Origin of the sequence: Pseudomonas sp. BSw22131 (assembly GCF_026810445.1) — a bacterium.
Lineage (GTDB): Bacteria > Pseudomonadota > Gammaproteobacteria > Pseudomonadales > Pseudomonadaceae > Aquipseudomonas > Aquipseudomonas huanghezhanensis.
In genome coordinates, this window is the sequence record NZ_CP113949.1 from 4360241 (window position 1) to 4383614 (window position 23374).

Annotated in this window: 19 protein-coding genes and 2 pseudogenes; 9 read left to right on the plus strand and 12 right to left on the minus strand. The window is 59.7% G+C overall.

Going from position 1 to position 23374, the window contains the following annotated elements; genetic code table 11:
* Window positions 1-26 precede the first annotated feature (26 nt).
* A pseudogene (locus OYW20_RS26375) lies at window positions 27-119 on the plus strand (hypothetical protein); the annotation flags it as partial.
* A 181-nt stretch (window positions 120-300) separates the two neighbouring features.
* On the opposite strand, the gene OYW20_RS19745 reads toward OYW20_RS26375, so the two are convergent.
* The 6 genes from OYW20_RS19745 to OYW20_RS19770 all read right to left on the minus strand — a co-directional run bounded on the left by OYW20_RS19745 (window position 301) and on the right by OYW20_RS19770 (window position 6580).
* Window positions 301-1248, minus strand: a complete 948-nt coding sequence (locus OYW20_RS19745; RefSeq protein ID WP_268797602.1) for a PfkB family carbohydrate kinase — start codon at window positions 1246-1248, stop codon at window positions 301-303.
* Complete coding sequence (locus OYW20_RS19750; protein WP_268797603.1) at window positions 1238-2707, minus strand: purine-cytosine permease family protein; 1470 nt, start codon at window positions 2705-2707, stop codon at window positions 1238-1240. The genes OYW20_RS19745 and OYW20_RS19750 overlap by 11 nt, the downstream gene beginning before the upstream one ends.
* 181 nt (window positions 2708-2888) lie before the next feature.
* Window positions 2889-3905 carry an ADP-ribosylglycohydrolase family protein gene (locus tag OYW20_RS19755; RefSeq protein ID WP_268797604.1) on the minus strand — a complete coding sequence of 339 codons (1017 nt, stop codon included), beginning with the start codon at window positions 3903-3905 and terminating at the stop codon, window positions 2889-2891.
* On the minus strand, window positions 3902-4615 hold the full coding sequence (locus tag OYW20_RS19760) for a GntR family transcriptional regulator (RefSeq protein ID WP_268797605.1): 714 nt from the start codon (window positions 4613-4615) through the stop codon (window positions 3902-3904). The genes OYW20_RS19755 and OYW20_RS19760 overlap by 4 nt, the downstream gene beginning before the upstream one ends.
* Window positions 4616-4806: 191 nt before the next feature.
* Complete coding sequence (locus tag OYW20_RS19765; protein WP_268797606.1) at window positions 4807-5475, minus strand: DsbA family oxidoreductase; 669 nt, start codon at window positions 5473-5475, stop codon at window positions 4807-4809.
* A gap of 67 nt (window positions 5476-5542) precedes the next feature.
* Window positions 5543-6580, minus strand: a complete 1038-nt coding sequence (locus OYW20_RS19770) for an alpha/beta fold hydrolase (protein WP_268797607.1) — start codon at window positions 6578-6580, stop codon at window positions 5543-5545.
* A 275-nt stretch (window positions 6581-6855) separates the two neighbouring features.
* Between OYW20_RS19770 and metR the strand changes: the two genes are divergently transcribed.
* Entirely contained in the window at window positions 6856-7773 is a 918-nt protein-coding gene (gene metR / locus OYW20_RS19775) for a transcriptional regulator MetR (protein ID WP_268797608.1), read from the plus strand.
* Between the two features lie 112 nt (window positions 7774-7885).
* Here metR and OYW20_RS19780 read toward each other — a convergent pair whose 3' ends face one another.
* The 3 genes from OYW20_RS19780 to OYW20_RS19790 form a co-directional block, all read right to left on the minus strand.
* Entirely contained in the window at window positions 7886-8290 is a 405-nt protein-coding gene (locus OYW20_RS19780; RefSeq protein WP_268797609.1) for an NUDIX hydrolase, read from the minus strand.
* On the minus strand, window positions 8287-9378 hold the full coding sequence (ddlA, locus tag OYW20_RS19785; protein ID WP_268797610.1) for a D-alanine--D-alanine ligase: 1092 nt from the start codon (window positions 9376-9378) through the stop codon (window positions 8287-8289). Before ddlA ends, OYW20_RS19780 begins: the two co-directional genes overlap by 4 nt.
* A 166-nt stretch (window positions 9379-9544) precedes the next feature.
* A complete protein-coding gene (locus tag OYW20_RS19790; protein WP_268797611.1) occupies window positions 9545-9826 on the minus strand; it encodes a type B 50S ribosomal protein L31 in 282 nt (93 codons plus the stop codon).
* A 205-nt stretch (window positions 9827-10031) separates the two neighbouring features.
* Between OYW20_RS19790 and OYW20_RS19795 the strand changes: the two genes are divergently transcribed.
* Entirely contained in the window at window positions 10032-10400 is a 369-nt protein-coding gene (locus OYW20_RS19795; RefSeq protein ID WP_268797612.1) for a hypothetical protein, read from the plus strand.
* Between the two features lie 61 nt (window positions 10401-10461).
* Here the strand turns inward: OYW20_RS19795 and OYW20_RS19800 are convergent.
* Window positions 10462-11781: pseudogene (locus OYW20_RS19800) on the minus strand (APC family permease).
* 302 nt (window positions 11782-12083) lie between these two features.
* On the opposite strand from OYW20_RS19800, the gene OYW20_RS19805 reads away from it, so the two are divergent.
* The 4 genes from OYW20_RS19805 to OYW20_RS19820 all read left to right on the plus strand — a co-directional run bounded on the left by OYW20_RS19805 (window position 12084) and on the right by OYW20_RS19820 (window position 17987).
* On the plus strand, window positions 12084-13220 hold the full coding sequence (locus tag OYW20_RS19805; RefSeq protein WP_268797613.1) for an OpgC family protein: 1137 nt from the start codon (window positions 12084-12086) through the stop codon (window positions 13218-13220).
* 152 nt (window positions 13221-13372) lie between these two features.
* Window positions 13373-16486, plus strand: a complete 3114-nt coding sequence (locus OYW20_RS19810; protein ID WP_268797614.1) for a transglycosylase domain-containing protein — start codon at window positions 13373-13375, stop codon at window positions 16484-16486.
* A gap of 125 nt (window positions 16487-16611) precedes the next feature.
* The gene (locus OYW20_RS19815) at window positions 16612-17220 is read left to right on the plus strand and encodes a PadR family transcriptional regulator (protein WP_268797615.1); all 609 of its coding nucleotides are present in this window, start codon (window positions 16612-16614) and stop codon (window positions 17218-17220) included.
* Complete coding sequence (locus OYW20_RS19820) at window positions 17217-17987, plus strand: siderophore-interacting protein (RefSeq protein ID WP_268797616.1); 771 nt, start codon at window positions 17217-17219, stop codon at window positions 17985-17987. Before OYW20_RS19815 ends, OYW20_RS19820 begins: the two co-directional genes overlap by 4 nt.
* A gap of 31 nt (window positions 17988-18018) precedes the next feature.
* Here the strand turns inward: OYW20_RS19820 and OYW20_RS19825 are convergent, their stop codons facing one another.
* Both OYW20_RS19825 and OYW20_RS19830 read right to left on the minus strand, forming a co-directional pair.
* Window positions 18019-18678 (minus strand): Pr6Pr family membrane protein, encoded by a 660-nt coding sequence (locus OYW20_RS19825; protein WP_268797617.1) that lies wholly within the window; start codon window positions 18676-18678, stop codon window positions 18019-18021.
* On the minus strand, window positions 18679-18906 hold the full coding sequence (locus tag OYW20_RS19830) for a VF530 family protein (protein ID WP_268797618.1): 228 nt from the start codon (window positions 18904-18906) through the stop codon (window positions 18679-18681).
* A gap of 291 nt (window positions 18907-19197) precedes the next feature.
* On the opposite strand from OYW20_RS19830, the gene OYW20_RS19835 reads away from it, so the two are divergent.
* Both OYW20_RS19835 and OYW20_RS19840 read left to right on the plus strand, forming a co-directional pair.
* Window positions 19198-20577, plus strand: coding sequence for a carbohydrate porin (locus OYW20_RS19835; protein WP_268797619.1), 1380 nt, complete (start codon window positions 19198-19200; stop codon window positions 20575-20577).
* A 127-nt stretch (window positions 20578-20704) separates the two neighbouring features.
* Window positions 20705-23125: a glucose/quinate/shikimate family membrane-bound PQQ-dependent dehydrogenase gene (locus OYW20_RS19840; protein WP_268797620.1), complete on the plus strand. Its 2421-nt coding sequence runs from the start codon at window positions 20705-20707 to the stop codon at window positions 23123-23125.
* Window positions 23126-23374 lie beyond the last annotated feature (249 nt).

Below are 23374 nucleotides of genomic sequence, written 5' to 3' on the forward strand. Positions count from 1 at the left end.
TGCCAATAACCACACCCACCTCGCAACGCAGCGGCGGCACCTTGAGCCAGGCCAGTCAGGAATTGGGCATGGCCAAGGCCACACTGCTCGATAAGGTGAAGAAGTACGGGTTGGGGTGACTGGTCGGCTGGCTGATCGCTTCAGGCCGGAGGCCGCAGGAGTCCAGCTTGCTGACGATGGGCCGCGCAGCGGGCCTCAACCCATTCGCACCGGGTGCATCTGACCAACCGCATTTGCCGGTTTACTGCCGGTGCCCGGCAGATCGCCTGCAAGCTGGACTCCTACGCCCTCCAGGCAGAATCAAAAACCCTGTACCTGCCGGTGTTCGTTTGCTGCGATCAACGCGTCCACTTCCGACGCCGTCGGCGAGGTCGCCGGGCCCCAGCGAGTGACGGCGATGGCAGCAGCGGCGTTGGCCCGCAACGCTGCCTGTTCCGGCGAAAGTCCCTTCGCCAGATTGGCCAGCAGGACACCCGCATGGGCATCGCCCGCGCCGTTTGTGTCGATGGCTGTCACTGGATATCCGCGCACATGCTGCGTTGTGGCGCCCTGACGAATCCAACAACCGTGCGGCCCGTCGCGCACGACGATCAACGTTTCTGCGTTCAGCCACTGCGCCAGTCTGTCCAGCGCGTCGGCGATCTCTTCGCACCGGGTAAAACGTAACGCCTCTTCACAATTGCTGGTCCACAAGGTGATCAGCGGCAGCACGGCCTGCATCTCGGCGTCGTCCGGCGAATTCACCAACGGCCCCGGATCGAACACCACGCCCGCGCCTATCGGCATGTCGGACAGCCAGCCCAACAGCGTTGACACCTTGTTTTGGTGCAACAGGCTGTAGCCGCTGACAAATACGTAGTCCTGAGGGTGGACCGAAACACTGAGCAAATCCTCGGCTGACAACCCTCCTTCAGCACCAACATACGAGATGAACGAACGCTCGGCAGACGGCTCGATCAGCGCCACCGACAGGCCAGTGTCCTGATCATCCGAGCATGGGGTGGCGACCTCGATGCCTTCGGCGGCCATCGACTGACGCGCCAGCTCACCAAAGCGTCCATTGCCGTGGCGTCCGAGGTACACCGTTTGCAGACCGTTGCGACAGGCAGCGGCCATCACATTAAAGCCCCCACCCGTCTCGAACTTCGCTGAACGGGCAAGCACGTCTCCGCCCGAACGGGGCAGCGCGTCAAGGGCCATGACCAGGTCGACCACGACCTGGCCGGTATAAATCAATCTAGCGGGCATGAGCAGACTCGTTTGTGGCCAGACGACGGTCGCGCGAACCGCCTAGAAGTGCGTACAAGCCACCGGCAACCACGAAGGTCACGATCCAGCCCAAGCCGTTATGGCCCAACCAGGAGTCGGAGAGGAAGCCCTTGAACAGGACGTTTTCCGGCGTGGTGGCGACAGTGGTGAAACTGAAACCCAGCACTATGGCCAGCGCCCAGGCGCCGACTGCACGCCATTCCACGCCGCCGCGATACCAATAGGCGCTGCTCGGCGTGGTGTCCATCAGGTCTTCGGGAGAGTAGTAATGGCGGTGGATCAGGTCGACGATGAAGATCCCGACCCAAGCGGTGATAGGCACAGCCAGCATCGAAATGAAGGTAATGAACGGGCCGTAAAAACTGTCGGCGATCAGCATGAAGTAGATGGAACCGGCGAAAATCGCCACGATATCGACAATCACGGCGTGTACCCGTTTGATCTTCAATCCCAACGTCAGGGTCGTCAAACCGGCTGAATACACCGAGAGATTGTTCGACAGCAATAGCCCGCCGAACGCCGTGATCAGGTAAGGAACGGCCATCCAGGTCGGCAGCAACTGACGGATGGCTATGATCGGGTCAGTGGCCGAGGCCAAGTGATCGTTGCCCACAGACAGCAGTCCGCCGAGGGTAATCAGCAGCACCAGCGGAATACCTGCGCCAAATGCTGCGGACGCAACAAGCCCGGCCGCTTTGACGCTGCGATGTTGATAGCGCGACATGTCCGCGCCCGCGTTGGCCCAGCCGATCCCCGTGCCCGCCGCCATGGTGCCGACGCCGATGATCATGGCGCTCAAGGGTGCTGGCGTTGCGTTGAATACTGCCGTCCAGTCGATGTGTGCGATGAGGAAACCACCCACCACAATGTTCAGCGCGCCAAAGATGTAGGTGGCCCATTTCTGGATCACCAACAGCGTGGCGTGGCCGAGACCGGAAACCGACAGCGTCATCAGCACGAAGATGGCAATGAACACCAACGTTAGCGCAGGGGCGCTTTTGGCCTCGACGGGGGTGCCGAACACGATGGCGCAGAGTGACAGTAGTACGAACGCGGCTGTCGTGGTGTTGACAGTTTCCCAGCCCAACCGGGACATCAGCGAAACGATGGTAGGACCGATATTTCCACGCACACCGAAAATGGCACGGGACAGCGTCAGACTCGGCGCTCGACCACGTCGGCCCGCAATCGAAATGACGCCGACCACCGCAAATGAACCCGCAGCGCCGAGAATCGCGACGATGATCGCCTGCCAGATCGACAGCCCGCGAAACGCGATTAGCGTGGCGCCCAACGGCAGTCCGAGAATGCTGATGTTGGCGGCAAACCAGACCCAGAACAGTTGCAAAGGGTGTCCATTGCACTCGGTTTCCGGAACCGGTTCGATGCCGCGTGTTTCAAGTTGTCCTGCGCCGGGAGTGGCGTTGGATGAGGTCATGGGATGCTCCTGTTGCCGTTTATTCTGGTTGTGGGCAGTACGCAATCCAAACGCTATCCCTGTCATACGGGCTTTTCAGGCTGCAAAAAGCCCCACATCGCTGCCGGACAACCGGCCGCAACCTTGAGTCTTATAAAGTGTTCAGCGTCCTTGTGTCGTGCGCCTTACTGCGAGCGGTTTGTCATACCACGCGCAGGGACAATAACTGCTCGACCAGCGGATACAGCTCCAGATCGTTGACGACTCTGATCTGCTCGATCATTCGCTCCGGCCACGCGCTCAGGCCTTGGCAGGCCCCGAGCATGGCGCCGAGTATCGCCGCGATGGTGTCGGTGTCGCCGCCCAGACTGGCGGCCATGCATACTGCATCGAATGCAGTCAGCCGACCGGCCGCAACCTGATGCGCAAGGGCAAACGCCGCCACCACTGACTCCTGCGAGGCGACCGAGGTGCCGATCACCTCATAGATCAGCGTCGGCAATTGCTGGTTATCGCAATCGGCGCAGAGGGTTTTCGCCCATTGGATGCGCGCTGCGATCCGACCGCCCGCCACCCAATGGCCCTGTTTTTCGGCCTGTTGCGCGATTGTCACGCCGATTTCCAGCGCACTGCCTAGCGCAACGCCGTTAATGCCGGCTGAGACCACCGCCGCAACGGCGGCCGCACTGGAAATACCCAGCGTCGTGTTGTGGGTGACCTGACACGCCTGAACCACAGCGTCCACAAACGGCTCCGGATTACGTACGTTCGCAGCAATCCCTACAGGCGTGATGCGCATCGCCGCACCGTTGGTGGTGCCAAAACGCCCTGCTTCTTCAGGACTGTGGCCCGCGAGAATCATTTCGATGGCGCGTTTGGTCGAAGGGCCAAGCAGGTCCTGTGAGCCTTTGGCCTGCATGACGACTTCCCAGTCGATCAGGCTCTGCGCCAGGTCCGCCGGATCAATGCGTCCTCCTCCTGCGACCAGCAGTTCGGCCACCAACACCGCTTGTTCGGTGTCATCTGTGATCGACCCCGCCGCCATGTTCGGCGCAATCGGCTGGTCAGCATCAGCCGCCGTCAGCGCGGTGATGCGATCAAAACGTTGCTTGATCTGTTCGCGACTCAGCGACTGAGTGGGCATGCCCAGCGCGTCGCCGAGGGCCAGGCCGTAAAACGCCCCGAGGGCGCGGTCGCGTGTATCGATAAGGCCGGTCATGAGGATGTTCCAAACGCTAGGTGCAGACGAAAATGCACGGGGTCCAGAAGACTTTCCACATGCTCCATAAAACGTTCGCGGCGGTCGTAGGTGGTTCGCAGTGCCTTGAGAAAAACCGTGCCGGGCTGGCGCATCATCAGACCGGCATCGTCGATGGTCAGCGGCTCGGCGCCGATCCATTGATCGCCGCGATCGCCCACAAAGCCATGGGCTGCGAGGGTGATGGTCAACGAGTCTTCAATCAGGCCGGTCGCTGGCACGTTTTCCAGACCATCGCTGGCGGGAACCAACGCGCGCTCCAGGGATACGACGCTGCCATCGGCGGCGCAACGACGTCGGTCAATGGCGATGAAGTGACGCGTGCCAAAACGACTTTCAAGGTCCGGGCGCTCTACTTCCACCAGCCGCAAAATCTCGGCGTGGATCCGGGCGCCGGTGTCAGCCAACGCTTGCGCCCAACCACTGCGCTGGTCCAGCGAAATGCCGTCGTAAGTGACGATTGAACCCACCCCCGACTGGGTAGCGATGTAATTGCGCCGCTTGAGTTCGGAGAGCGCCTCACGCAGCGTGCCCCGGCTGACGTCAAACTCCTGCGCCAGCAAATGCTCGCCGGGCAGCAAGTCGCCGGACTCCATCTCACCGGATTCGATGCGTCGGGCGAGCTCGTCGACCACGCGTTTTTTCTTGTCAAATCGAACATGTCTAATCATGTACAAATTGATAGCTGAAAGCGGGACCGATGATCAAGCGATTTTTTATCGACGCGAGAGAATGACTAGATTGGCGTGAGCCAGGGACGCAGCTCAAAGGGCTTATTTCACCAACAAGCTGCGTCCCGCAGAACCAATGAGAGGCCTGCGGGAGGAAGCTTGCTCACAAAATCGAGGCTCGGCTCAGAGGGTCAATCGGCTGGATTGACGACTGTCGACTGTTCGTCGATCACCTGACGAATGGCGCCGACAAAAACGTCTACCGGCTGACCACCGGAGACCGCGTACTGGTCGTTGAAGACGATTGTGGGGACGGAACTGACGCCACGCGATACCCACAGCTGCTCAAGGGCGCGAACTTCATCGGCGTATTCATTTGATGCCAGGATGGCCTCTGCACGCAGCCGGTCCAGCCCGACCTTTTGCGCAGTGTCAGCCAGTACGGTGTGGCTCGACGGATCGGCAAGTTGGCTGAAGTACGCTGCAAACAACGCGCTTTTCAACTCATGTTGCTTGCCTTCAAGTTCGGCCCAGTGAAGCAGGCGGTGGGCGTCGAACGTATTGTAAATACGCCGATTGCCTTCGTTGAAGACGAAACCCAATTCCGCGCCGCGCTCACGAATGTTTTCGCGATTGGCCTTGGATTGTTCGGGCGTGGAACCGTATTTCTGGAAAATATGTTCGTTGAGGTCCTGGCCCTCGGGCGGCATGTCCGGGTTGAGTTCGAACGGCTGAAAGTGAATCTGCGCCTGTACGTCGTCGCCCAGGTATTCAAGTGCCTGATCCAGCGCGCGCAAGCCGATGATGCACCAAGGGCAGGAAACGTCGGAGATGAAATCAATCTTCAGCGGAGTGCTCATGAGAAGCCTCACTCGTTAGGGGAAAACGATTAGCTTCAAGCTTTAAGCTGCAAGCTGCAAGCACGAGCTAGCTGCAGGACTGGGAAGTCGGGCATGTGGCCGCTTGCAGCTTGTAACTTGCAGCTTGCAGCTGCTCCTCGTCCCTATGCTCGCGCAAATAAGGCAGCACCGCGCCCAACAGCGGTGCTTTGAAAGCCTCCTGAAAGCGATGCGCCAGCCCTGGGATCAGTTTCAACTGGCTGCCCTGAATATGCGCCGCAACGTGTATGCCGTGCATGACCGGCAGCAACGGGTCCGCTGTGCCGTGCACCACCAGCGTCGGCACGCGCAGACGGTTCAGCAATTCAACACGACTGGGCTCGGCCAGAATCGCCAGGATTTGCCGCTTCACCCCGTCGGGATTGAATGCTCGGTCGTAGGAAATAGCAGCTTGCTGCAACAGAGCCTGCCGATCATCTTTCACCTCCGGGCTTCCCAGCGCGGCGAGCAAATCAGCTTGCTGTTCCAGCGCGGTTTGCCGGTCAGGTGCGCCGCGGCGCGCCAGCAATTGCAGCAACGCCGGGCTCGGCATCGGCAAACCCGGCGCGCCGGAACTGGTCATGATCAGCGTCAGACTCTCCACTCGCCGGGGCGCCATGTCGGCCAAGTGCTGGGCAATCATCCCGCCCATGCTCGCGCCCAGCACATGAAACTGCTGAACCTTCAACGCGTCCATCAAGCCAAGGGCGTCCTGCGCCATGTCGGTCAGCGAATACGGCGCAGAGACCGGCAATCCGATTTTGTAGCGCAGTACTTCATAGGTCAGATTGGGCGAGGCTGGCGCCTGCACCCAGGTCGACAGGCCTACGTCACGATTGTCGTAACGAATGACCCGAAAACCCTGCTGACACAGCGCAACGACCACTTCATCCGGCCAGTGGATCAACTGCCCGCCCAAGCCCATGACCAGCAGCAACGCAGGGTCGGACTCCCGACCGATGCTCTGGTATGCCAGGTGCACATCGTTGAGTTCGGCCACTTGCGTAGGAACATTGACATCGCATCGAGAAGCCGCAAAAGACGGCAGGCCGCACAACAAGGCAGCCAGAAAAAGTAAAACCCGCATGGAAAACACCGAAACGCAGAACCCCAGTAGGCCGCGAGTCTGATGAAGTTTTGTCCGGCGCGCTGCCACACTTGCGTGACAGTTTGATGAAGGGGGCTGAGCGGTCATGAAACTGTGACATGACGGGTGCCACGGCATCGGCGAAGCACCGTGTCAGGGCAAGACTCCGTGAAGTCCTCCATGCAAAACAGGGAGCCATTGTCGACACGGGACACAACATGAGACAAACTCATATCCTTCGTCATGATCACAAGTTTTACTCATGGAGCACAGCAGTGCTGGAAATACGCCACCTCAGGACGTTGCATGCCCTACGCGAGGCCGACAGCCTTGTTGACGCCGCTGATCGCTTGCATCTGACGCAGTCTGCCCTCTCTCATCAATTCAAAGAGCTCGAAGAGCGCATGGGCATGCCGCTGTTTGTGCGCAAGACCAAGCCCGTGCGCTTTACCAGCGCTGGCTTGCGGTTGCTGCAACTGGCGGACCTGATGCTGCCGCAATTGCGTGCGGCAGAACGCGACATCTCGCGTCTCGCGGGTGGCGTAGCCGGGCGTCTGCACATGGCCATCGAATGCCACAGCTGCTTTCAGTGGCTGATGCCGACCATCGATCAATTTCGTGATGCGTGGCCCGAGGTCGAACTGGATCTGGCGTCGGGTTTTGCGTTCGCGCCGCTGCCTGCGCTAGCCCGCGGTGACCTGGACCTGGTAGTGACGTCGGACCCGCTGGAACTGGTCGGGATCACCTACGTGCCGCTGTTTACCTATGAGGCGATGCTGGCGGTGGCCAATCAGCATCCATTGGCGAGCAAGCCGTATATCGTGCCGGAAGATCTGACGACGGAAACACTGATTACCTACCCGGTGGAACGTGACCGGCTGGACATTTTTACGCGGTTTCTTGAGCCCGCAGACGTTGAGCCGGCGCTAGTACGCACGTCTGAACTGAGCGTAATGATGATGCAACTTGTGGCCAGCGGCCGAGGCGTGTGTGGGATGCCGCACTGGGCGCTGCATGAATACAGCTCAAGGGGCTATGTGAAAGCCAAACGTCTGGGCGAAAAAGGTTTATTCGCCACGCTGTATGCCGCCATTCGCGCAGACATGCTGGACGCGCCCTACATGCGCGACTTCCTGCTGACGGCCAAGGACACCTCGTTTTCGACCCTGGATGGCGTGAGCGCTGTGCGGTGAGAAGTTTGTCCTACGGGTGCACCGCACTTCAACGATCTGTAGGAGCGAATTCATTCGCGAGGCGATGGAGCTGACTCACCCCAAAACACGGCTCCCGCGCGGTTGACTGAATTCAGGACGTTTGAAGCGCCCGGTACAGCGGCAGGACTGAGTCCCGGGTCAGCGGTGCCAGCTCTAAATGACTGACGTCGCCCGCGTCCACCCAGACGATTTCCTCAATCTCGGCCGCCGGCTCCGGCGCCTGATCGATGTCGAGGCGGAACAACTGGCAATTGACCTCACACCCCGGCTCGTTGGCCGCTTCGGCTGTGAACTCACCCAAAAACTGCGCCTTGCCCGGCTCGACCAAAAATCCCAATTCTTCGGCCAGCTCCCGCGCCATCGCCAGCGCAGGAGGCTCACCGGCCTCGATTTTGCCGCCCGGCTGCATGAACGCTTGCGTCCCGCGCTTACGCACGAGCAACGTACGCCCGTCCGCACCGATCAACAAAGCGGCAGCAATCCGGATCACCTTCATGCAAATGCCTCGTGCTTCAAGGCCCGCGACTCGTCTGCCCGCTCCAGCGCCAGCACGATCAAGCGATCAATCAACTCGGGATACGTCACACCGCTTGCTTGCCACAGCTTGGGGTACATGCTGATGGAGGTGAAACCGGGAAGGGTGTTGACCTCGTTGATCACGATTTCCCGCGCGTCGGTGACAAAGAAGTCAACCCGCGAAAGCCCGGCACAACCCAGCACCCGATACGCCTGAAGCGCCACTGCCCGGACGTCATCACCGAGGTCCGCGGGCAGGTCCGCAGGGATCGCGACACGCGCCTGACCGTCATTCAGGTATTTGGTGTCGTAAGCATAAAACTCATCGTTGGCGATCACTTCACCGCACACGCTGACCTGCGGCTGTCGGTTTCCCAGCACCGCGCACTCCACTTCCCGGCCGACCATACCCTGCTCGACGAGCACTTTGTGGTCGTAGTCGAACGCCAGCTTCAACGCTGCGACGAACCCCGCCTCATCGATGACCTTGCTCACGCCGACGGACGATCCTTGGGCTGCCGGTTTGACGAACAACGGCAGACCCAATTGTGCCGATACGCTGGCGAAATCAAGACTCTCGCCTCGCTCAAGCACTACATATGGCGCCACCAAAATACCTGCGTCGCGCAGCAGGCGCTTGGTCACGTCCTTGTCCATGCACGCGGCAGAACTGAGGACATCCGGGCCGACACACGGAATGTCCATCAAGCGCAACAGCCCTTGCAGCGAACCGTCTTCGCCGAGGTTGCCGTGGATGAGCGGGAACACCACATCAATACGCGGCAACTCCAGACCTGTCTCGACTTCGACGAACTGTGGCCCCTGGCTACCGGGCAACAGCGACAACACACGGCCTGCTTCGCTGAGTTTGATGGTCGAGGGATTGGTGGCGTTCTGCAGGTAATCGCGCTCGTCGAAACGCAGCCAGCGGCCCTGCTTGTCGACGCCGATCAGGGTGATGGAATAGCTGTTGCGATCAATCGCGTTGATCACATTGCGTGCCGATTGCAACGACACTTCATGCTCGGAGGACTGACCGCCGAAGACGATGGCGACTGACTTTTTCAAAACGCAAACTCCTGGATTTCAGGCCGCAGAGCTAAAAGCAATTTGCAGCGTTCGTCCAGTCCCGCGAGCCTCTGTTTGACAGAATGCAGAACACTTTTCGCCAGGCAAAAAAAACCGCGCCCCGATTGATCTTGCCAGATCGTTCGGAGCGCGGGCTTGAACGCCGTCATTCAGCAGCAGTTGAATCTTTCTTGCCACCGGAGCCAAACGTTGCAAAACGCTTGTTGAAGCCCGCGATACGGCCTTCAGTGGTGGTTTTACGCTGTTGACCGGTGTACATCGGGTGCGACGCGCTGGACACGTCCAGCGCAACATACGGGTAAGTATTGCCGTCCGAATGTTGCTGGGTGCGATCCGTGTCAACGGTGGAGCCGATCAGGAAAAACACGTCGGCGGCGGTGTCGTGGAACAGCACGGTACGGTAGTCGGGATGGATATCGGGTTTCATGTCTATCTCCATATTTAGATGATCATTCAATACGTTATACAGTAACAAATCAACGAAGTTCAATTCAAAGCATTTTTGTTACGGTTACAACTTTTGGCTTCTCCCGTGCGGGCGTCGACGGCTAAGGTTCGCGCCGCAGTTACTCGGCCACACCCTGACGCCCTGTCAGGAATGGACTGCAAAATCCACCAAGGAGGTCATTGCCATGTTGATGATTGATCGCTATGAACTGTCTCTTGAAGGCCATGAGCGTTTGCTTCATGCCCAACAATCGCAACGCCTGCTCGACAGCTACCTCGAAGCAACTGAGGCGGGCTGCAAACCCGAAACCCTAAAACAGCACGTAAACACCCTGCGTATCGCGCTCGACAAGGTGGTCGAAGACGCACTCGCCGTCGACAGCCGCGACGCCTTCATGCGCAAGGCCTGTGAGTGGGGCTTCACCGCACTGGCACCGATAGAACGCGAGCTCATACAGAGCCTGCGATCGAGCAGTGCCGAAGGCGCCAGAGAGATCCACGAAATGGTCAAGCGTACGGCCAAACTCAAGCCTTACGTCCGGACCGACATCTGAGGCGATAATCGCTGCCCATGCCAAGGCAAGGGGGCGTACGCCCGGCGCACGCCCCCTTCGGTCAGACCGATTCCTGAAAATCCATCTCGGGCGGCTGGCGACGAAAACCGCCGGTGAGCCACGCCAGATAAACAATGGCCAGCCAGCTCACGCCAAGCATGATTGCCAGCCTGTCGAGGCTGATCATCAGCCACAGGTCTGCAAACAGACCGATCAGCGGGAAGATCAAAAACAGCACCGCCTCACGCAGACCGCGCTGTTGCGCACCGATCCAGTAACGGAAGATCACTGAGCGGTTGACCAGGCTGAACGCCAGAAACGCACCGAAGTTGATGAACGACGTCGAAGTCGTCACATCGAGCTTGAGCGCCAGCAACGCCACCACAGCGCACAACAGAATGCTGTTGATCGGTGTGCCATGACGCTCGCTCAGGTGGCCAAAATAGCGTTTAGGCAGGACGCCATCCCGCCCCATGGCGTACAGCAGACGCGAACCACTCGCTTGCGCCGACAGCCCTGAAGCGAATTGCCCCACGATCAGCCCCACCAGAAAAATCGTCACGAACACATCACCACCGATATTGCGGGCGATTTCATACGCCGCCGAATCGACGCTCTCGAACTGGAATGACAGATGGGCCAGCTGAACGAAGTACGACACACCGACAAAAATCAAACCGCCGATCAGGGTGATCAGCATGATGGCCTTGGGAATGGTCCGGCGGGGGTCTTTGGTGTCTTCGGTCAAGGTGCTGACCGCGTCGAAACCCAGAAACGAGTAACAGGCAATCGCTGCACCGCTCATGATCAACGGCATTTGCATGTCGCCATTGAAGAACGGCGCGAGGGTCCATAAAGGCTTGCTCGCATCGCCGCCGATGCAGTGAACGCACAGGGCAACGAAGGCTGCGAGCACCAGAAACTGCACGATCATCAGCAGTGCGTTGACCGTGTTGGCCAGTTTCAGGCCGATCACATTGATCACGCTGGTGATGACGATAAACGCCAGGACCCAGATCGGCTGGGGGAAGGACGGGAACGCCGAGCCCAGATACGCCGCACCAATCAACCAGATCGCCATCGGCAGGAACAGGTAATCGAGCAGCACCGCCCAGCCTGCAATGAAGCCGAGCTTGGGGCTGATGGCTTTGCGCACGTAGCTTTAAGCCGAGCCTGCCACCGGAAATGCTGACGCCATATGTCCGTAACTCATGGCCGTGAAGAACATCGCCACCAACGCCGCCAGACACGCGGCCGGCACACTGCCCTGGGTGGACTGCGCAAGAATGCCAAAGGTGCCAAGCACAATAATAGGTGTCATGTAGGCGATGCCGAACAGCACCACCGACCCTAATGAAAGGGTGCGTTGCAAGCGAGCCATGAGCGACTACTCCGGATTTATAGGTTTTATGGCAGAGAAAAGTTCGGCAGAAAAAAGCGTTTCTTGTTTTTGTGCGTGGATCGTCCGCTTATGGGCACGGATCGACCACGTAATCACCGGCTACTGATGAGGGATCAATGCTTTGAGTGATCCCGCAGCGGAGACATTCTGTAATACCCGCCCTTTGCATTAACAGGGCAAACCCGCCACCCTGCGCGCCGCCGATCAGCCTTGGCTGGCGGCGCGCAATCATGGCCCGTTAAGGCCCGCCTTTATCGAACTGACCTCAAGAGCCCACCGTCATGACGAACGGACGCGACCACCGGGTCGACTTCTTTCGAGGTTTGGCGCTGATCTTCATTTTCTGGGATCACGTGCCGGACAACCCTTTCGCTCAGCTGACCTTGCGCAACTTCGGTTTCAGCGACGCGGCCGAGGTCTTTGTTTTTCTGGCCGGATACGCTGCGGTGCTGGCCTACGGGCGCATCGCCCAACGCGACGGTTTTGTCGTTGCCTGCGTGCGCATCCTGCGTCGCACCTGGGTGCTGTACGTGGTGCATATCTTCTTGTTGACGCTGCTGATGGGCATCGTTTTCGTCGCCAACAATCACGTTGAAACCCGCGACATGGTCCGCGAAATGGGCCTTGAATACTTCGTCAGTAATCCGCAGCAGGCACTGGCCGATGAACTCCTGCTGCGCTTCAAGCCCAATCTCACCGATCCGCTGCCGCTTTACATCCTGCTGATGATGGCGCTGCCCTTGATCCTGCCGATCCTGTTGCGCAAGGTCGAAGTTGCCATTGGTTTGTCCGTCGCGCTGTACATGATGGTGCCCCTGCTGGGGTGGAACCTGTCGGCCTACGAGGGCGGTGGCGTGTGGTATTTCAACCCGGTGGCATGGCAACTGATCTTCATCCTGGGCGGCGCCTGCGCGATTTATTCCCAGCGTGAACCCGTGGTATCACCGACAGTGCGCTCGAAATGGCTTCAACCGTTATTCATCCTGGCCGCGCTGTACCTGCTGGCGGCAGGAGTCATCACTTTTCTGTGGAAATTCCCCGAAGTTCATGACGCGCTGATGCCTGAAGCGCTGAGCAATCTTCTTTACCCGATCAGCAAGACAGATCTGTCCCCGTTGCGCCTGCTGCACTTCATTGCGCTGGTCTACGTGATCATCAAACTGCTGCCGGCGTCGCACGCATGGCTCGATAACCACGCAGCCCGCCAGACCTGCCGCATGGGCCGTTATTCCCTTGAGGTGTTCTGTCTGGGCGTGCTGCTTGCGCCCCTCGCCGACATGGCCAACGCGCTGGCTGGCGACACGTGGACGATGCGCGTGATTACAGCGCTGGTCGGCCTGGCGCTCATGCTGCTGATGGCAAATTTTCTGGAGTTGAACAAACGTCTGGGCAAACCCGCGAACGCGACGCGGGTCTGACACCTGAGCTGAGCCCGCCTTCGACAGCCGCCCACATCGACGCTGCACCACATCGCAAACCCCTGACCGTCCGTTACAAAAGTCTCAGTTGCGTCATGCAGCGTCTACGCTTGAGACAGGTGCGATAAACGGATTTAACCGGGCCAATCGATATGGGCGCTTTGTGGCATTCCGATGAAAAGAAGACTGCAGTCCCTGCTGACGGTCAGAGCAAACTTCAGAAGCCAAAAAGCCCTCGCCGCAGACGTTATATCTGGCGCGTGTTCTGGCTGCTGATCCTGATCGCTCTGTTGACGCTGGGGTTTGCGGTCTATTCAGAAACGCGCAGTTCGAAATGGCAGGCACGTGAATTCAGCCGCTTCGCCAAATCGCTGAGTTATTCGCTTGAGCCCGGACCAAGCACCGCGATTGCGTACCCTGGCGACGGCCCCTTCGACAAACGCCTGGGCTATTCATCTCTGGGCGAGTTCATGCCGCGATTGCTCAAGCGCGACTACCTGATCACGCAGCAAACTCACTTCTCCCCTGACCTGCTGGCCTACACCAAGCGCGGCTTTTTCGTGCCCTACCAAGAAAAGATTCAAGCGGGCCTGACGATCACGGACTGTCGCGGCGGACCGCTGTACCAATTCACGTACCCGCAGCAGCTGTATTCAGATTTCGCATCAATTCCTCCCGTGTTGGTGAACAGTTTGCTGTTCATCGAAAACCGCGACTTGCTGGCCGACAATCAGCCAATGGCAAACCCGGCCGTGGACTGGCCACGGTTCTTGAAAGCGGCGTTGTCGCAGGTCGCGAAGATGGTTGGCCTGCCAGGTCAGTCAGCGGGCGGCAGTACGCTGGCCACACAGTTGGAAAAGTACCGTCACTCCCCAGACGGACTGACCCAGTCGGGCAGTGAAAAGCTGCGCCAGATGATTTCTGCCAGCGTACGCGCTTACCAGCCGGGTACGCAGACGCTGGAGGCACGCCAACGCGTCTTGCGCGACTATCTCAACAGCGTGCCGTTGTCGGCAGTGCCCGGCCACGGTGAGGTCCATGGCATGGCCGAAGGCTTGCGAGTCTGGTACGGCGCGGATTTCGAGCGCACCAATCGGCTGCTGGCCGCGAGCGCAACCGATGCGGCTACCCTGGACGATCAAGGCCTCGCGCTGCGCGAGGTGTTGTCACTGGTGATCGCGCAGCGGCGGCCTTCGCACTTTCTCACCAAAGGCCGACAAGAGCTGGCGGAACTGACTGGCAGCCATATTCGTCTGCTCGCACAGAACAAGGTCATTACACCTGCGCTTGCAGACGCTGCGCTGTCGGCGACAGTGACGTATCGCGACTGGGTTCAGCAGCCGACGATCCAGCCTAACGAGACCAACAAAGGCATCAGCGTCGCCCGCACCCGGTTATCCAACCTGCTCAACAGACCGCTTTACGACCTGGACCGTCTGGATCTGTCGGCCACCAGCACCTTGCAGAACGATCTGCAGGTCAAGGTCGGTCATTACCTGCGTGACCTCGCCACGCCTGAATTTGCAGGTCAGGTCGGTCTGCTCGGCGAGCATCTGCTCACGCCCGCCAGCACTCAACAGGTGCGCTACAGCTTCACCCTGTTCGAGCGTGGCGCCGATGGCTCAAGGGTTCGCGTGCAAACCGACAGCACCGATCAGCCGTTCGACATCAATGAAGGAAGCAAGCTGGAACTGGGCTCGACCGCAAAGATGCGCGTGCTCACGACGTATCTGCAGATCATCGCCGAACTGCATGAACGCTACGGCGCCATGAGCAACGCGCAGTTGAAGAAAGTCCCCGTAGAGGAGCCAGACCGGCTGACGCGCTGGGCCGTTGATTACCTGATGCAAAACAGTGATCACGACCTGTCGAACATGTTGTCCGCCGCGCTTGATCGCAAATATTCAGCGAGCCCGGCCGAGCGCTTTTTCACCGGGGGCGGTCTGCATCATTTCAACAACTTTCGCCCTGAGGACAACGGCCGGCTGCCGACCCTGCGTGAGGCGTTGCAGGAGTCAATCAACCTGCCGTTCATTCGGCTGATGCGCGATCTGGTGCGCTACAGCACGTATCAAAGCCCCAGCAACAGCGCCGAGCTGATGAGGGACGACAGCGATCCGCGACGTCAGGAATACCTGGCGAACTTCGCCGACCGCGAGGGCACGGTTTTTTTGCTGCGCTTCTGGAAACGTTATAAGGACAAGAGCACGCAAGAACGGCTGGAGACTTTTCTCGATGGCGTACACCCGGCGGCAAGCCGGCTGGCAGCCGTGCATCGCTACCTGTTGCCGAACGCCAGCCAGACGGCGTTCAACAGTTTTGTGCGCGCACGCACGGTGCAGGATAAAACCGGGCCGCCAGCGACTGATAAACGCCTGGCAGAGCTGTATCAAAACTATGGACCCGGTGCCTACGATCTCCCGGATCAAGGTTATATCGCGCGGGTCCACCCGCTGGACCTTTGGCTGGTGGGCTACCTGATGCAGCATCCGGACGCGCAGTTCAAGGACGCGGTGGCGGCCAGCCGTTTCGAACGTCAGGAAGTCTACAGCTGGCTGTTCAAAAGCCGGCACAAGAGTGCCCGTGACAGCCGGATCCGCACGATGCTGGAGATCGAAGCATTTCTGGATATCCATCAGCGCTGGCAACGGCTGGGTTACCCGTTCGACCATCTGGTGCCTTCGCTGGCGACGGCGATCGGCAGTTCGGGTGATCGTCCGGCAGCACTGGCGGAGCTGATCGGGATCATTCAGAACGACGGCATCCGCCTGCCGACTCTGCGCATCGACAGCCTGCATTTCGCCGCCGATACGCCGTATGAAACGCAACTGGCCAACAACCCTGACCTGGGCAAACGCGTGTTGCCCGCCGAAGTCGCGGCGGCCATGCGCGATGCGCTGTCGCGGGTGGTCGATGCAGGCACGGCGCGGCGCGTATCGGGCAGTTTCAAGCTAGACGATGGCAGCGTTCTGGCCATGGGGGGAAAAACCGGTACGGGTGATAACCGCATCGAAAGCATTGGCGCGGGCGGAAGAATCCTCGCCTCCCGGGCCATTAACCGAACGGCAACGTTCGTGTTTTATATCGGTGATAACCATTTCGGCACTCTGACCGCGTTCGTGCCCGGACGGGCGGCTGAAGGCTTCCGTTTCACTTCCGCGCTGCCCGTGCAAGTGCTTAAGGGCATGGCGCCGATCCTCAATCCCTACCTGAAACCTGGCGCCCACACGCAATGCGCAGCGCCTGAACGAGTCGCCAGCTTTTGACGCGATTAGATGGCGCTGTTGCCAAGTTGCTCTTCACCGGCTGAGAACCGTTCGTCATACGGGCCCTTGCGACGCATTAAGATATATCTTACGGTATATCTAAGTTGTCACAAGAGATGTACGAAATGAAAGACCACCCCCATGAACAACGTCCCCACCACCGCCCTCATTTTGGCGAACACGCCGAAGGCCGCGACGGTTTTGAGAAACGCCCAGGCAAAGAACGCGGAGGCCGAGGCCCGCGTGTGTTTGCACCCGGCGACCTGAAACTGCTGCTGCTGGCATTGATTGCCGAGCAACCGTGCCACGGCTACGACCTCATTCGGCAGATCGAAGGTATGTTCGACGGCGCCTACAGCCCAAGCCCCGGCGTGATTTATCCGACCCTGATCTTTCTTGAAGAAAGCGAAATGATTCTGGGCGACGCAGACGGCGGCAAGAAACGCTACACCGTGACCCAAACCGGTCAGCAATCGTTGACCGAACAGGCGGTCGCGCTGGATGGCGTCAGAATGCGCATCGACGTCAGCAAGCGCTCGTTGCGCGGGCATGACCGGCCACCGGAGATTCACGAAGCGGTTCACAACCTGCGCCACGCGCTGCAACTGCACCATGGCCGCTGGAATCCGGAGGAAATCGTCCGCGTCCGCGACCTGCTAAATGACACCGCGCGGGCCATCGTCGACGCCACTCAGGACACCACGAACGCCACACCACAGGAGACAGCTGAATGACTTCACCACAGTCGATCCACCGGGTCAGCCATGAGATCAAACGCCGCAAACTCGAGGTGCTGCGCGTCACCGACCTGACCCCGCGGATGCGCCGCGTCACGCTGCATGGCCCGGAGTTGAGCGGCTTTATCAGCCTGGGCACTGACGATCACGTCAAACTGTTGTTCGCCACCACGCCTGAAGAACAGGCCGCTCTGCAGAGCCTCACCCCGGGCGGCGACAGCGAGGGCCCGCGTCCGGCGATGCGCGACTACACGCCCCGTCGCTATGACCCGGTGTCGGGCGAACTGGACATTGACTTCGTGCTGCACGGAGACGGGCCGGCCGCGACCTGGGCCGCGCAGGTCCAACCGGGCCAGTCGCTGTACATCGCCGGCCCGAAGGGCTCGATGATCGTCCCGGACATGTTCGACAGTTACCTGTTGATCGGCGATGAAACCGCCCTGCCCGCTATCGCCCGCCGCCTTGAAGAGCTGCCCGCGAACCGTTGCGCACTGGTGGTGGTTGAAATCGAAGACGATGCCGAGCGTCAGACGTTGCACAGCAAAGCGCAGGTCGAGGTGATCTGGGTGGTGCGCGGCCAGCAGGATCTGTTGCAGGTGGTCGCTGGTTTGCTGCTGCCGTCCGGCGATCTGTATGCATGGGTCGCTACGGAATCGGCTTTATCGCGCAAAGTCCGCCGCGTACTGCTGGATGATTTCAAGTTGAACGAAGCGGCGGTCAAGGCTGCCGGGTATTGGCGTCTGGATGCGTCGGACGAGGCGTAATAATCAGGTTAACGCGCGCATTTCAGGCTGCTCACACAGGCCGAGGCGCGCGAAGCCGATCCACTCCCAACAAAAGCAGCCCCATCGCCACAAATCCAGCCAGTACGCCCAGCGCGTTGGTGAATGCGCTGAAATAGCCAATCGTGCCGATGTCGATGAAGGGATACACGTAATCGCCGATCAAATCTCCGCGCAACAGCACATAAGCGAAATAAACCAGCGGATACACCGTCCAAACGCACACGTGCTTGAGGCGCAGCACACCTTTGCGCACGTACAGCCACCAGTAGGCCAGAAACGCCAGCGGCATGATGTCATGCAACAGTTCGTCGGCGACAAGCTGCCAGCCCTCGGGATGCCATAAGTGCCGAAGCAACAGGTTGTAGGCGATACCCACCAACACGATGCTGACGGTAATGCCGCTGCACACGATGGGTGACCTGAAAAACCGGTGCCCGGCCGATTGCCGATTCACAACCGCGCAGCTCAATGCGACGGCTACCAAGGTATTGGTGAGGACCGTGAAAAAGCTGAAAAACTTCACCAGGCCACCTATCGGGCTGGCCTGAATTTCCCACCGCCCGAGCAGAATCAGATAGAGCTGCACCGCCAGACCGAACCAGCCCAAAATCGCGCATACGGTTGCGAAACGCTTGTGACCCGGCCTGACTTGCACTTGATCGCTGCTCATTTACCAGCCTTTGCTACGCGCCAGCCGGACGTACAGCGCCTCGACTTTCTCGCGCGCCCATGGCGTCTTGCGCAGGAACGTGAGGCTCGACTTGATGCTCGGATCGCTCTTGAAGCAACGAATGTCGATCCGCTCGGCCAGTCCGGACCATTCGTAATGCTCGACCAGCGCATGAAGGATTTGCTCCAGCGTGACGCCATGCAGCGGGTTGTTGTTGGATGTCGTCATGCCAGGCCTTCGGTACGTGATGATGGAGACATTGATAGGAAGGTGCGCACCTTAGCCGAGGTGATCGAGGTCTGGAAGCACCGGCATCGTTGAACTGTTACGGCCATCGCAACGATCCATGTCCGAATTTCTGCTTTTTAATAATTCGTTAGGGTCCTATCATCGCCGCCCTAAAAGCTGAATCGTTTAATCCGTCCAGTTATGAACTGCTCGCCTCGCCGCACTCACGTGCATGCCGTTGACCACGCTGCTTGTCAGATTGCCCCTATTTCAGAAAGAAACTGCCGCCTTATGTTCACTCATCCGCCGCGCCGTCCATCAAGTTCCCGCCTGCCCTGCCCTGCGCCCAACATCAGGAGCGTCCTCGCTCTGACGCTATGCGGGCTGGCGACCTGTACCCACGCTGCCGACGCATTCGACAGCGACTCGCAATGGATGCTGGGCGACTGGAACGGCAAGCGCACGGCGCTATCGCAACAAGGTTATGACTTCAAGCTCGATTCAGTCATCGAAATAGGCTCCAACCTGCACGGCGGCTATAACCACGACACCACGACCCGCTACAGCGATCAATACGCGCTCGGCGCGCACCTGGACTTGCAGAAGATTCTCGGCTGGCACGACGCCGAGTTCCAGCTGACCCTCAGTAACCGCAATGGCGACAACATCAGCAACGACCGCGTGTCCGATCCGCGCGTCGGCACGATTTCGTCTTCGCAGGAAGTATGGGGCCGGGGCAGCATCACGCGCCTGACGCAGCTGTGGTATCAGCAGAAATTCCTGGATCAAGCGCTCAGCGTGAAGATCGGGCGCTTCAACGAAGGCGAAGACTTCAACACCTTCCCCTGCGACTTCCAGAACCTGGCGTTCTGCGGCTCGCAGGTCGGCAACTGGGGCGGTGGCGTCTGGTACAACTGGCCTGTGAGCCAATGGGCCATGCGCGTTAAATACCCGCTCAACCCGGAGCTGTTCGTGCAGATCGGCGCGTTCGAGCAAAACCCGTCAAACCTCGAAAACGACAACGGCTTCAAGTTGAGCGGCAGCGGCACCCAGGGTGCCATCCTGCCGGTCGAAGTGGTCTGGTCGCCGAAGGTCAATAGCCTGCCCGGTCAATACCGCCTCGGTTATTACTACAGCACCGCCGACAGCACCGACGTCTATAAAGACAGCAACGGTGGCTACGCGGCGCTGACCGGCGAAGACTATCGCGGCTCGTCCAGCAAGCACGGCATGTGGCTGACCCTGCGCCAGCAAGTGACGAGTGAGTCCAGCGACAACAGCCGTGGCCTGAGCCTGTTCGCCAACGGTACGTTGCACGACAAGAAAACCAACATGATCGACAACTACGTCGCCTTGGGCGCTACCTACGAAGGCCCGTTCGACGCACGTCCTGCAGACGATATCGGACTGGCGGTCAGTCGCATTCATGTCAACCCGGCCTGGCGCAAAAACGTCAGCCTGCAGAACCAGGCAGCGGGCATTTCGGACTACAACGATCCCGCCTTCATCCCATTGCAAGACACCGAATACAACGCCGAGCTGTACTACGGCGTGCACGTGGCCAACTGGCTGACGGTGCGCCCGAACCTGCAATTCATTCGCCATCCCGGTGGGGAAAATCAGGTCGATGACGCGTTGGTGGCCGGTCTGAAGATTCAATCTTCATTCTGAATGGCGTAATTCACCTTTCTGTATGTGCTTTTAGGAACTAGCGTGAATACAAGAGCTTCAAAGGCTCAGGCGCCACGCTAAAACAAGGACGAGCGTCAACCACTTAATCGTTACGGAGTAAGAAACTATGAGCACTCAAGGTGCTTTCGGTAAGGGCCGCCTGCTGCCGAGCCTGCTCGGGCTGGTAATTCTGATCATGGGCCTGGCCTTGCTGGCCGGGGGCATAAAACTGCTGACACTGGGGGGCTCGTTGTACTACCTGCTCGCAGGTATCGGCTTTGCCATCACAGGCGTGCTGCTGATCCAGGGCCGTCGCTCGGCGCTTGGGCTGTTCGCGCTGGTGCTGTTCGCCAGTACGGTGTGGGCGCTGTGGGAAGTCGGCCTGGACTGGTGGCAGTTGGTGCCGCGTCTTGCGCTGTGGTTCGTGCTCGGTATCGTCATGCTGTTGCCATGGTTCCGCCGCCCGGTGCTGCGTGGCCAGCCTGGCGGCGTGCCCACCGTTGCGCTGAGTATCGCCGTGGTGCTGGCCGGCTTGACCGCACTGGCGAGCCAGTTCACCAACCCCGGTGAAATCAAAGGTCAGCTTGACCGTGATGATGCCGGCGTAGCTTACGATCCGCAGCCGATGCCTGACGGTGACTGGCAAGCGTATGGCCGTTCCGAACACGGTAATCGCTACTCGCCGCTTGCGCAGATCACGCCGCAAAACGTCGGCAAGCTGCAGGAAGCCTGGCGTATTCGGACCGGCGATCTGCCGAGCGCTGAAGACCCGGTCGAGCTGACCAACGAAAACACACCGCTCAAAGTCAACGGCATGATCTATGCCTGCACACCGCACAGCAAAGTGTTGGCGCTGGACCCTGATACCGGCAAGACGATCTGGAGCTACGACCCGCAGATCTCCAAGGAAGGCGCGAAGAACTTCACCGGCTGGGCGCACATGACCTGCCGTGGCGTTTCCTATTACGACGAAGACGCGTACGCCAAGTCCGACGTCGGCGCGCCTGCCGCAGCACGTTCCGCTGCCGGCAACGCCATCGCCACCTCGTGCCCGCGTCGTCTGTACCTGCCAACGGCCGATGCTCGTCTGATCGCGCTGAATGCCGACACCGGCAAGGTCTGTGAAGACTTCGCCAATAAAGGTGCCGTCGACCTGCGCGCCAACATCGGTCCGTTTACGGCAGGGGGTTACTACTCCACCTCGCCAGCGGCGATCACGCGCAATCTGATCATCATCGGCGGTCACGTTACCGATAACGAATCCACTAACGAGCCTTCTGGCGTGATTCGCGCCTACGACGTGCACGATGGCACCCTGGTCTGGAACTGGGACCCGAACCATCCTGATGCCACGGCACCGATTGCCGCCGACCAGTTCTACTCGCGTAACGCCCCGAACATGTGGTCGCTGGCCAGCGTGGACGAAAAACTCGGCCTGGTGTTCCTGCCTTTGGGCAACCAGATGCCCGACCAGTACGGCGCGGACCGCACCCCTGGCGCCGAGAAGTTCAGCGCAGGCCTCGTCGCGCTGGAGGTCAACACCGGCAAAGTGCGCTGGAACTACCAGTTCACTCACCACGACCTGTGGGACATGGACGTGCCGAGCCAGCCAACCCTGGTCAACCTGAAAACCAAGGACGGCGTGAAGCCGGCCGTGATTCAGCCGACCAAGCAAGGCAGCCTGTACGTGCTGGACCGCCGCGATGGCACGCCTATCGTTCCGATCCACGAAGTCCCTGCGCCCACAGGCGCGGCCAAAGGCGACCACACCGCGCCGACCCAGGCACGTTCCGAGCTGAACATGCTGCCACCGGAACTGACTGAAAAAGCCATGTGGGGCGCCAGTCCGTTCGACCAGATGCTATGCCGCATCCAGTTCAAGGAGCTGCGTTACGAAGGTCAGTACACACCTCCGTCCGAACAGGGCAGCCTGATCTATCCGGGTAACGTGGGCGTCTTCAACTGGGGCGCCGTGTCGGTCGACCCAGTGCGTCAGCTGATGTTCACCAGCCCGAACTACATGGCCTTCGTCTCCAAACTGGTGCCTCGCGCCGAAGTCGACGCGAACAGCAAGCGCGAAAGCGAAACCAGCGGCGTGCAGCCAAATACTGGTGCGCCGTACGCGGTCATCATGCACCCGTTGGTCTCGCAGATCGGGCTGCCATGCCAGGCGCCATCGTGGGGTAACGTCGCCGCCGTCGACCTGACCACCAATCAAGTGATCTGGAAGCACAAGAACGGCACCAGCCGTGACAACACGCCCGTCCCTATCGGCCTGCCAGTCGGCGTGCCGAGCATGGGCGGTTCGATGGTGACCGCTGGCGGCGTCGGCTTCCTGGCCGGTACGCTGGACCAGTACCTGCGCGCCTATGACGTCAAGAACGGCAAAGAGCTGTTCGCCGGGCGTCTGCCAGCGGGTGGTCAGGCCACGCCAATGACCTACACCGGCAAAGACGGCAAGCAATATGTGCTGATCGTGGCGGGTGGTCACGGCTCGTTGGGCACGCGCATGGGTGATTACATCATTGCCTACAAACTGCCGGACTGATTCGGTAGCGCGCTGCATCCAATGAAGTCGCGGTAAACCAAAAGGGCGGTCATCGAAAGATGACCGCCCTTTTTGTATTGCGTGGCGCTACCAGGACAACACCAACGTCTGTAGTCCACAAGCCACAACAAAGCGATCCCTGACCTACGTCCTACGACCGCTGCACCTGACAGGCAAAGGGGTGCTGTGGGAATAACGTGCGCTCTCGCTGTTCGCACCAATCTTCAGCTTTCAATGGGCGGACGTAAT

Excerpts from the sequence above, each read along its gene's own strand:
- OYW20_RS19745 (WP_268797602.1), bottom strand. The coding sequence starts at position 1,248 with ATGCCCGCTAGATTGATTTATACCGGCCAGGTCGTGGTCGACCTGGTC.
- OYW20_RS19750 (WP_268797603.1), bottom strand. The coding sequence starts at position 2,707 with ATGACCTCATCCAACGCCACTCCCGGCGCAGGACAACTTGAAACACGC.
- OYW20_RS19755 (WP_268797604.1), bottom strand. The coding sequence starts at position 3,905 with ATGACCGGCCTTATCGATACACGCGACCGCGCCCTCGGGGCGTTTTAC.
- OYW20_RS19760 (WP_268797605.1), bottom strand. The coding sequence starts at position 4,615 with ATGATTAGACATGTTCGATTTGACAAGAAAAAACGCGTGGTCGACGAG.
- OYW20_RS19765 (WP_268797606.1), bottom strand. The coding sequence starts at position 5,475 with ATGAGCACTCCGCTGAAGATTGATTTCATCTCCGACGTTTCCTGCCCT.
- OYW20_RS19770 (WP_268797607.1), bottom strand. The coding sequence starts at position 6,580 with ATGCGGGTTTTACTTTTTCTGGCTGCCTTGTTGTGCGGCCTGCCGTCT.
- OYW20_RS19780 (WP_268797609.1), bottom strand. The coding sequence starts at position 8,290 with ATGAAGGTGATCCGGATTGCTGCCGCTTTGTTGATCGGTGCGGACGGG.
- OYW20_RS19790 (WP_268797611.1), bottom strand. The coding sequence starts at position 9,826 with ATGAAACCCGATATCCATCCCGACTACCGTACCGTGCTGTTCCACGAC.
- OYW20_RS19795 (WP_268797612.1), top strand. The coding sequence starts at position 10,032 with ATGTTGATGATTGATCGCTATGAACTGTCTCTTGAAGGCCATGAGCGT.
- OYW20_RS19805 (WP_268797613.1), top strand. The coding sequence starts at position 12,084 with ATGACGAACGGACGCGACCACCGGGTCGACTTCTTTCGAGGTTTGGCG.
- OYW20_RS19810 (WP_268797614.1), top strand. The coding sequence starts at position 13,373 with ATGGGCGCTTTGTGGCATTCCGATGAAAAGAAGACTGCAGTCCCTGCT.
- OYW20_RS19815 (WP_268797615.1), top strand. The coding sequence starts at position 16,612 with ATGAAAGACCACCCCCATGAACAACGTCCCCACCACCGCCCTCATTTT.
- OYW20_RS19820 (WP_268797616.1), top strand. The coding sequence starts at position 17,217 with ATGACTTCACCACAGTCGATCCACCGGGTCAGCCATGAGATCAAACGC.
- OYW20_RS19825 (WP_268797617.1), bottom strand. The coding sequence starts at position 18,678 with ATGAGCAGCGATCAAGTGCAAGTCAGGCCGGGTCACAAGCGTTTCGCA.
- OYW20_RS19830 (WP_268797618.1), bottom strand. The coding sequence starts at position 18,906 with ATGACGACATCCAACAACAACCCGCTGCATGGCGTCACGCTGGAGCAA.
- OYW20_RS19835 (WP_268797619.1), top strand. The coding sequence starts at position 19,198 with ATGTTCACTCATCCGCCGCGCCGTCCATCAAGTTCCCGCCTGCCCTGC.
- OYW20_RS19840 (WP_268797620.1), top strand. The coding sequence starts at position 20,705 with ATGAGCACTCAAGGTGCTTTCGGTAAGGGCCGCCTGCTGCCGAGCCTG.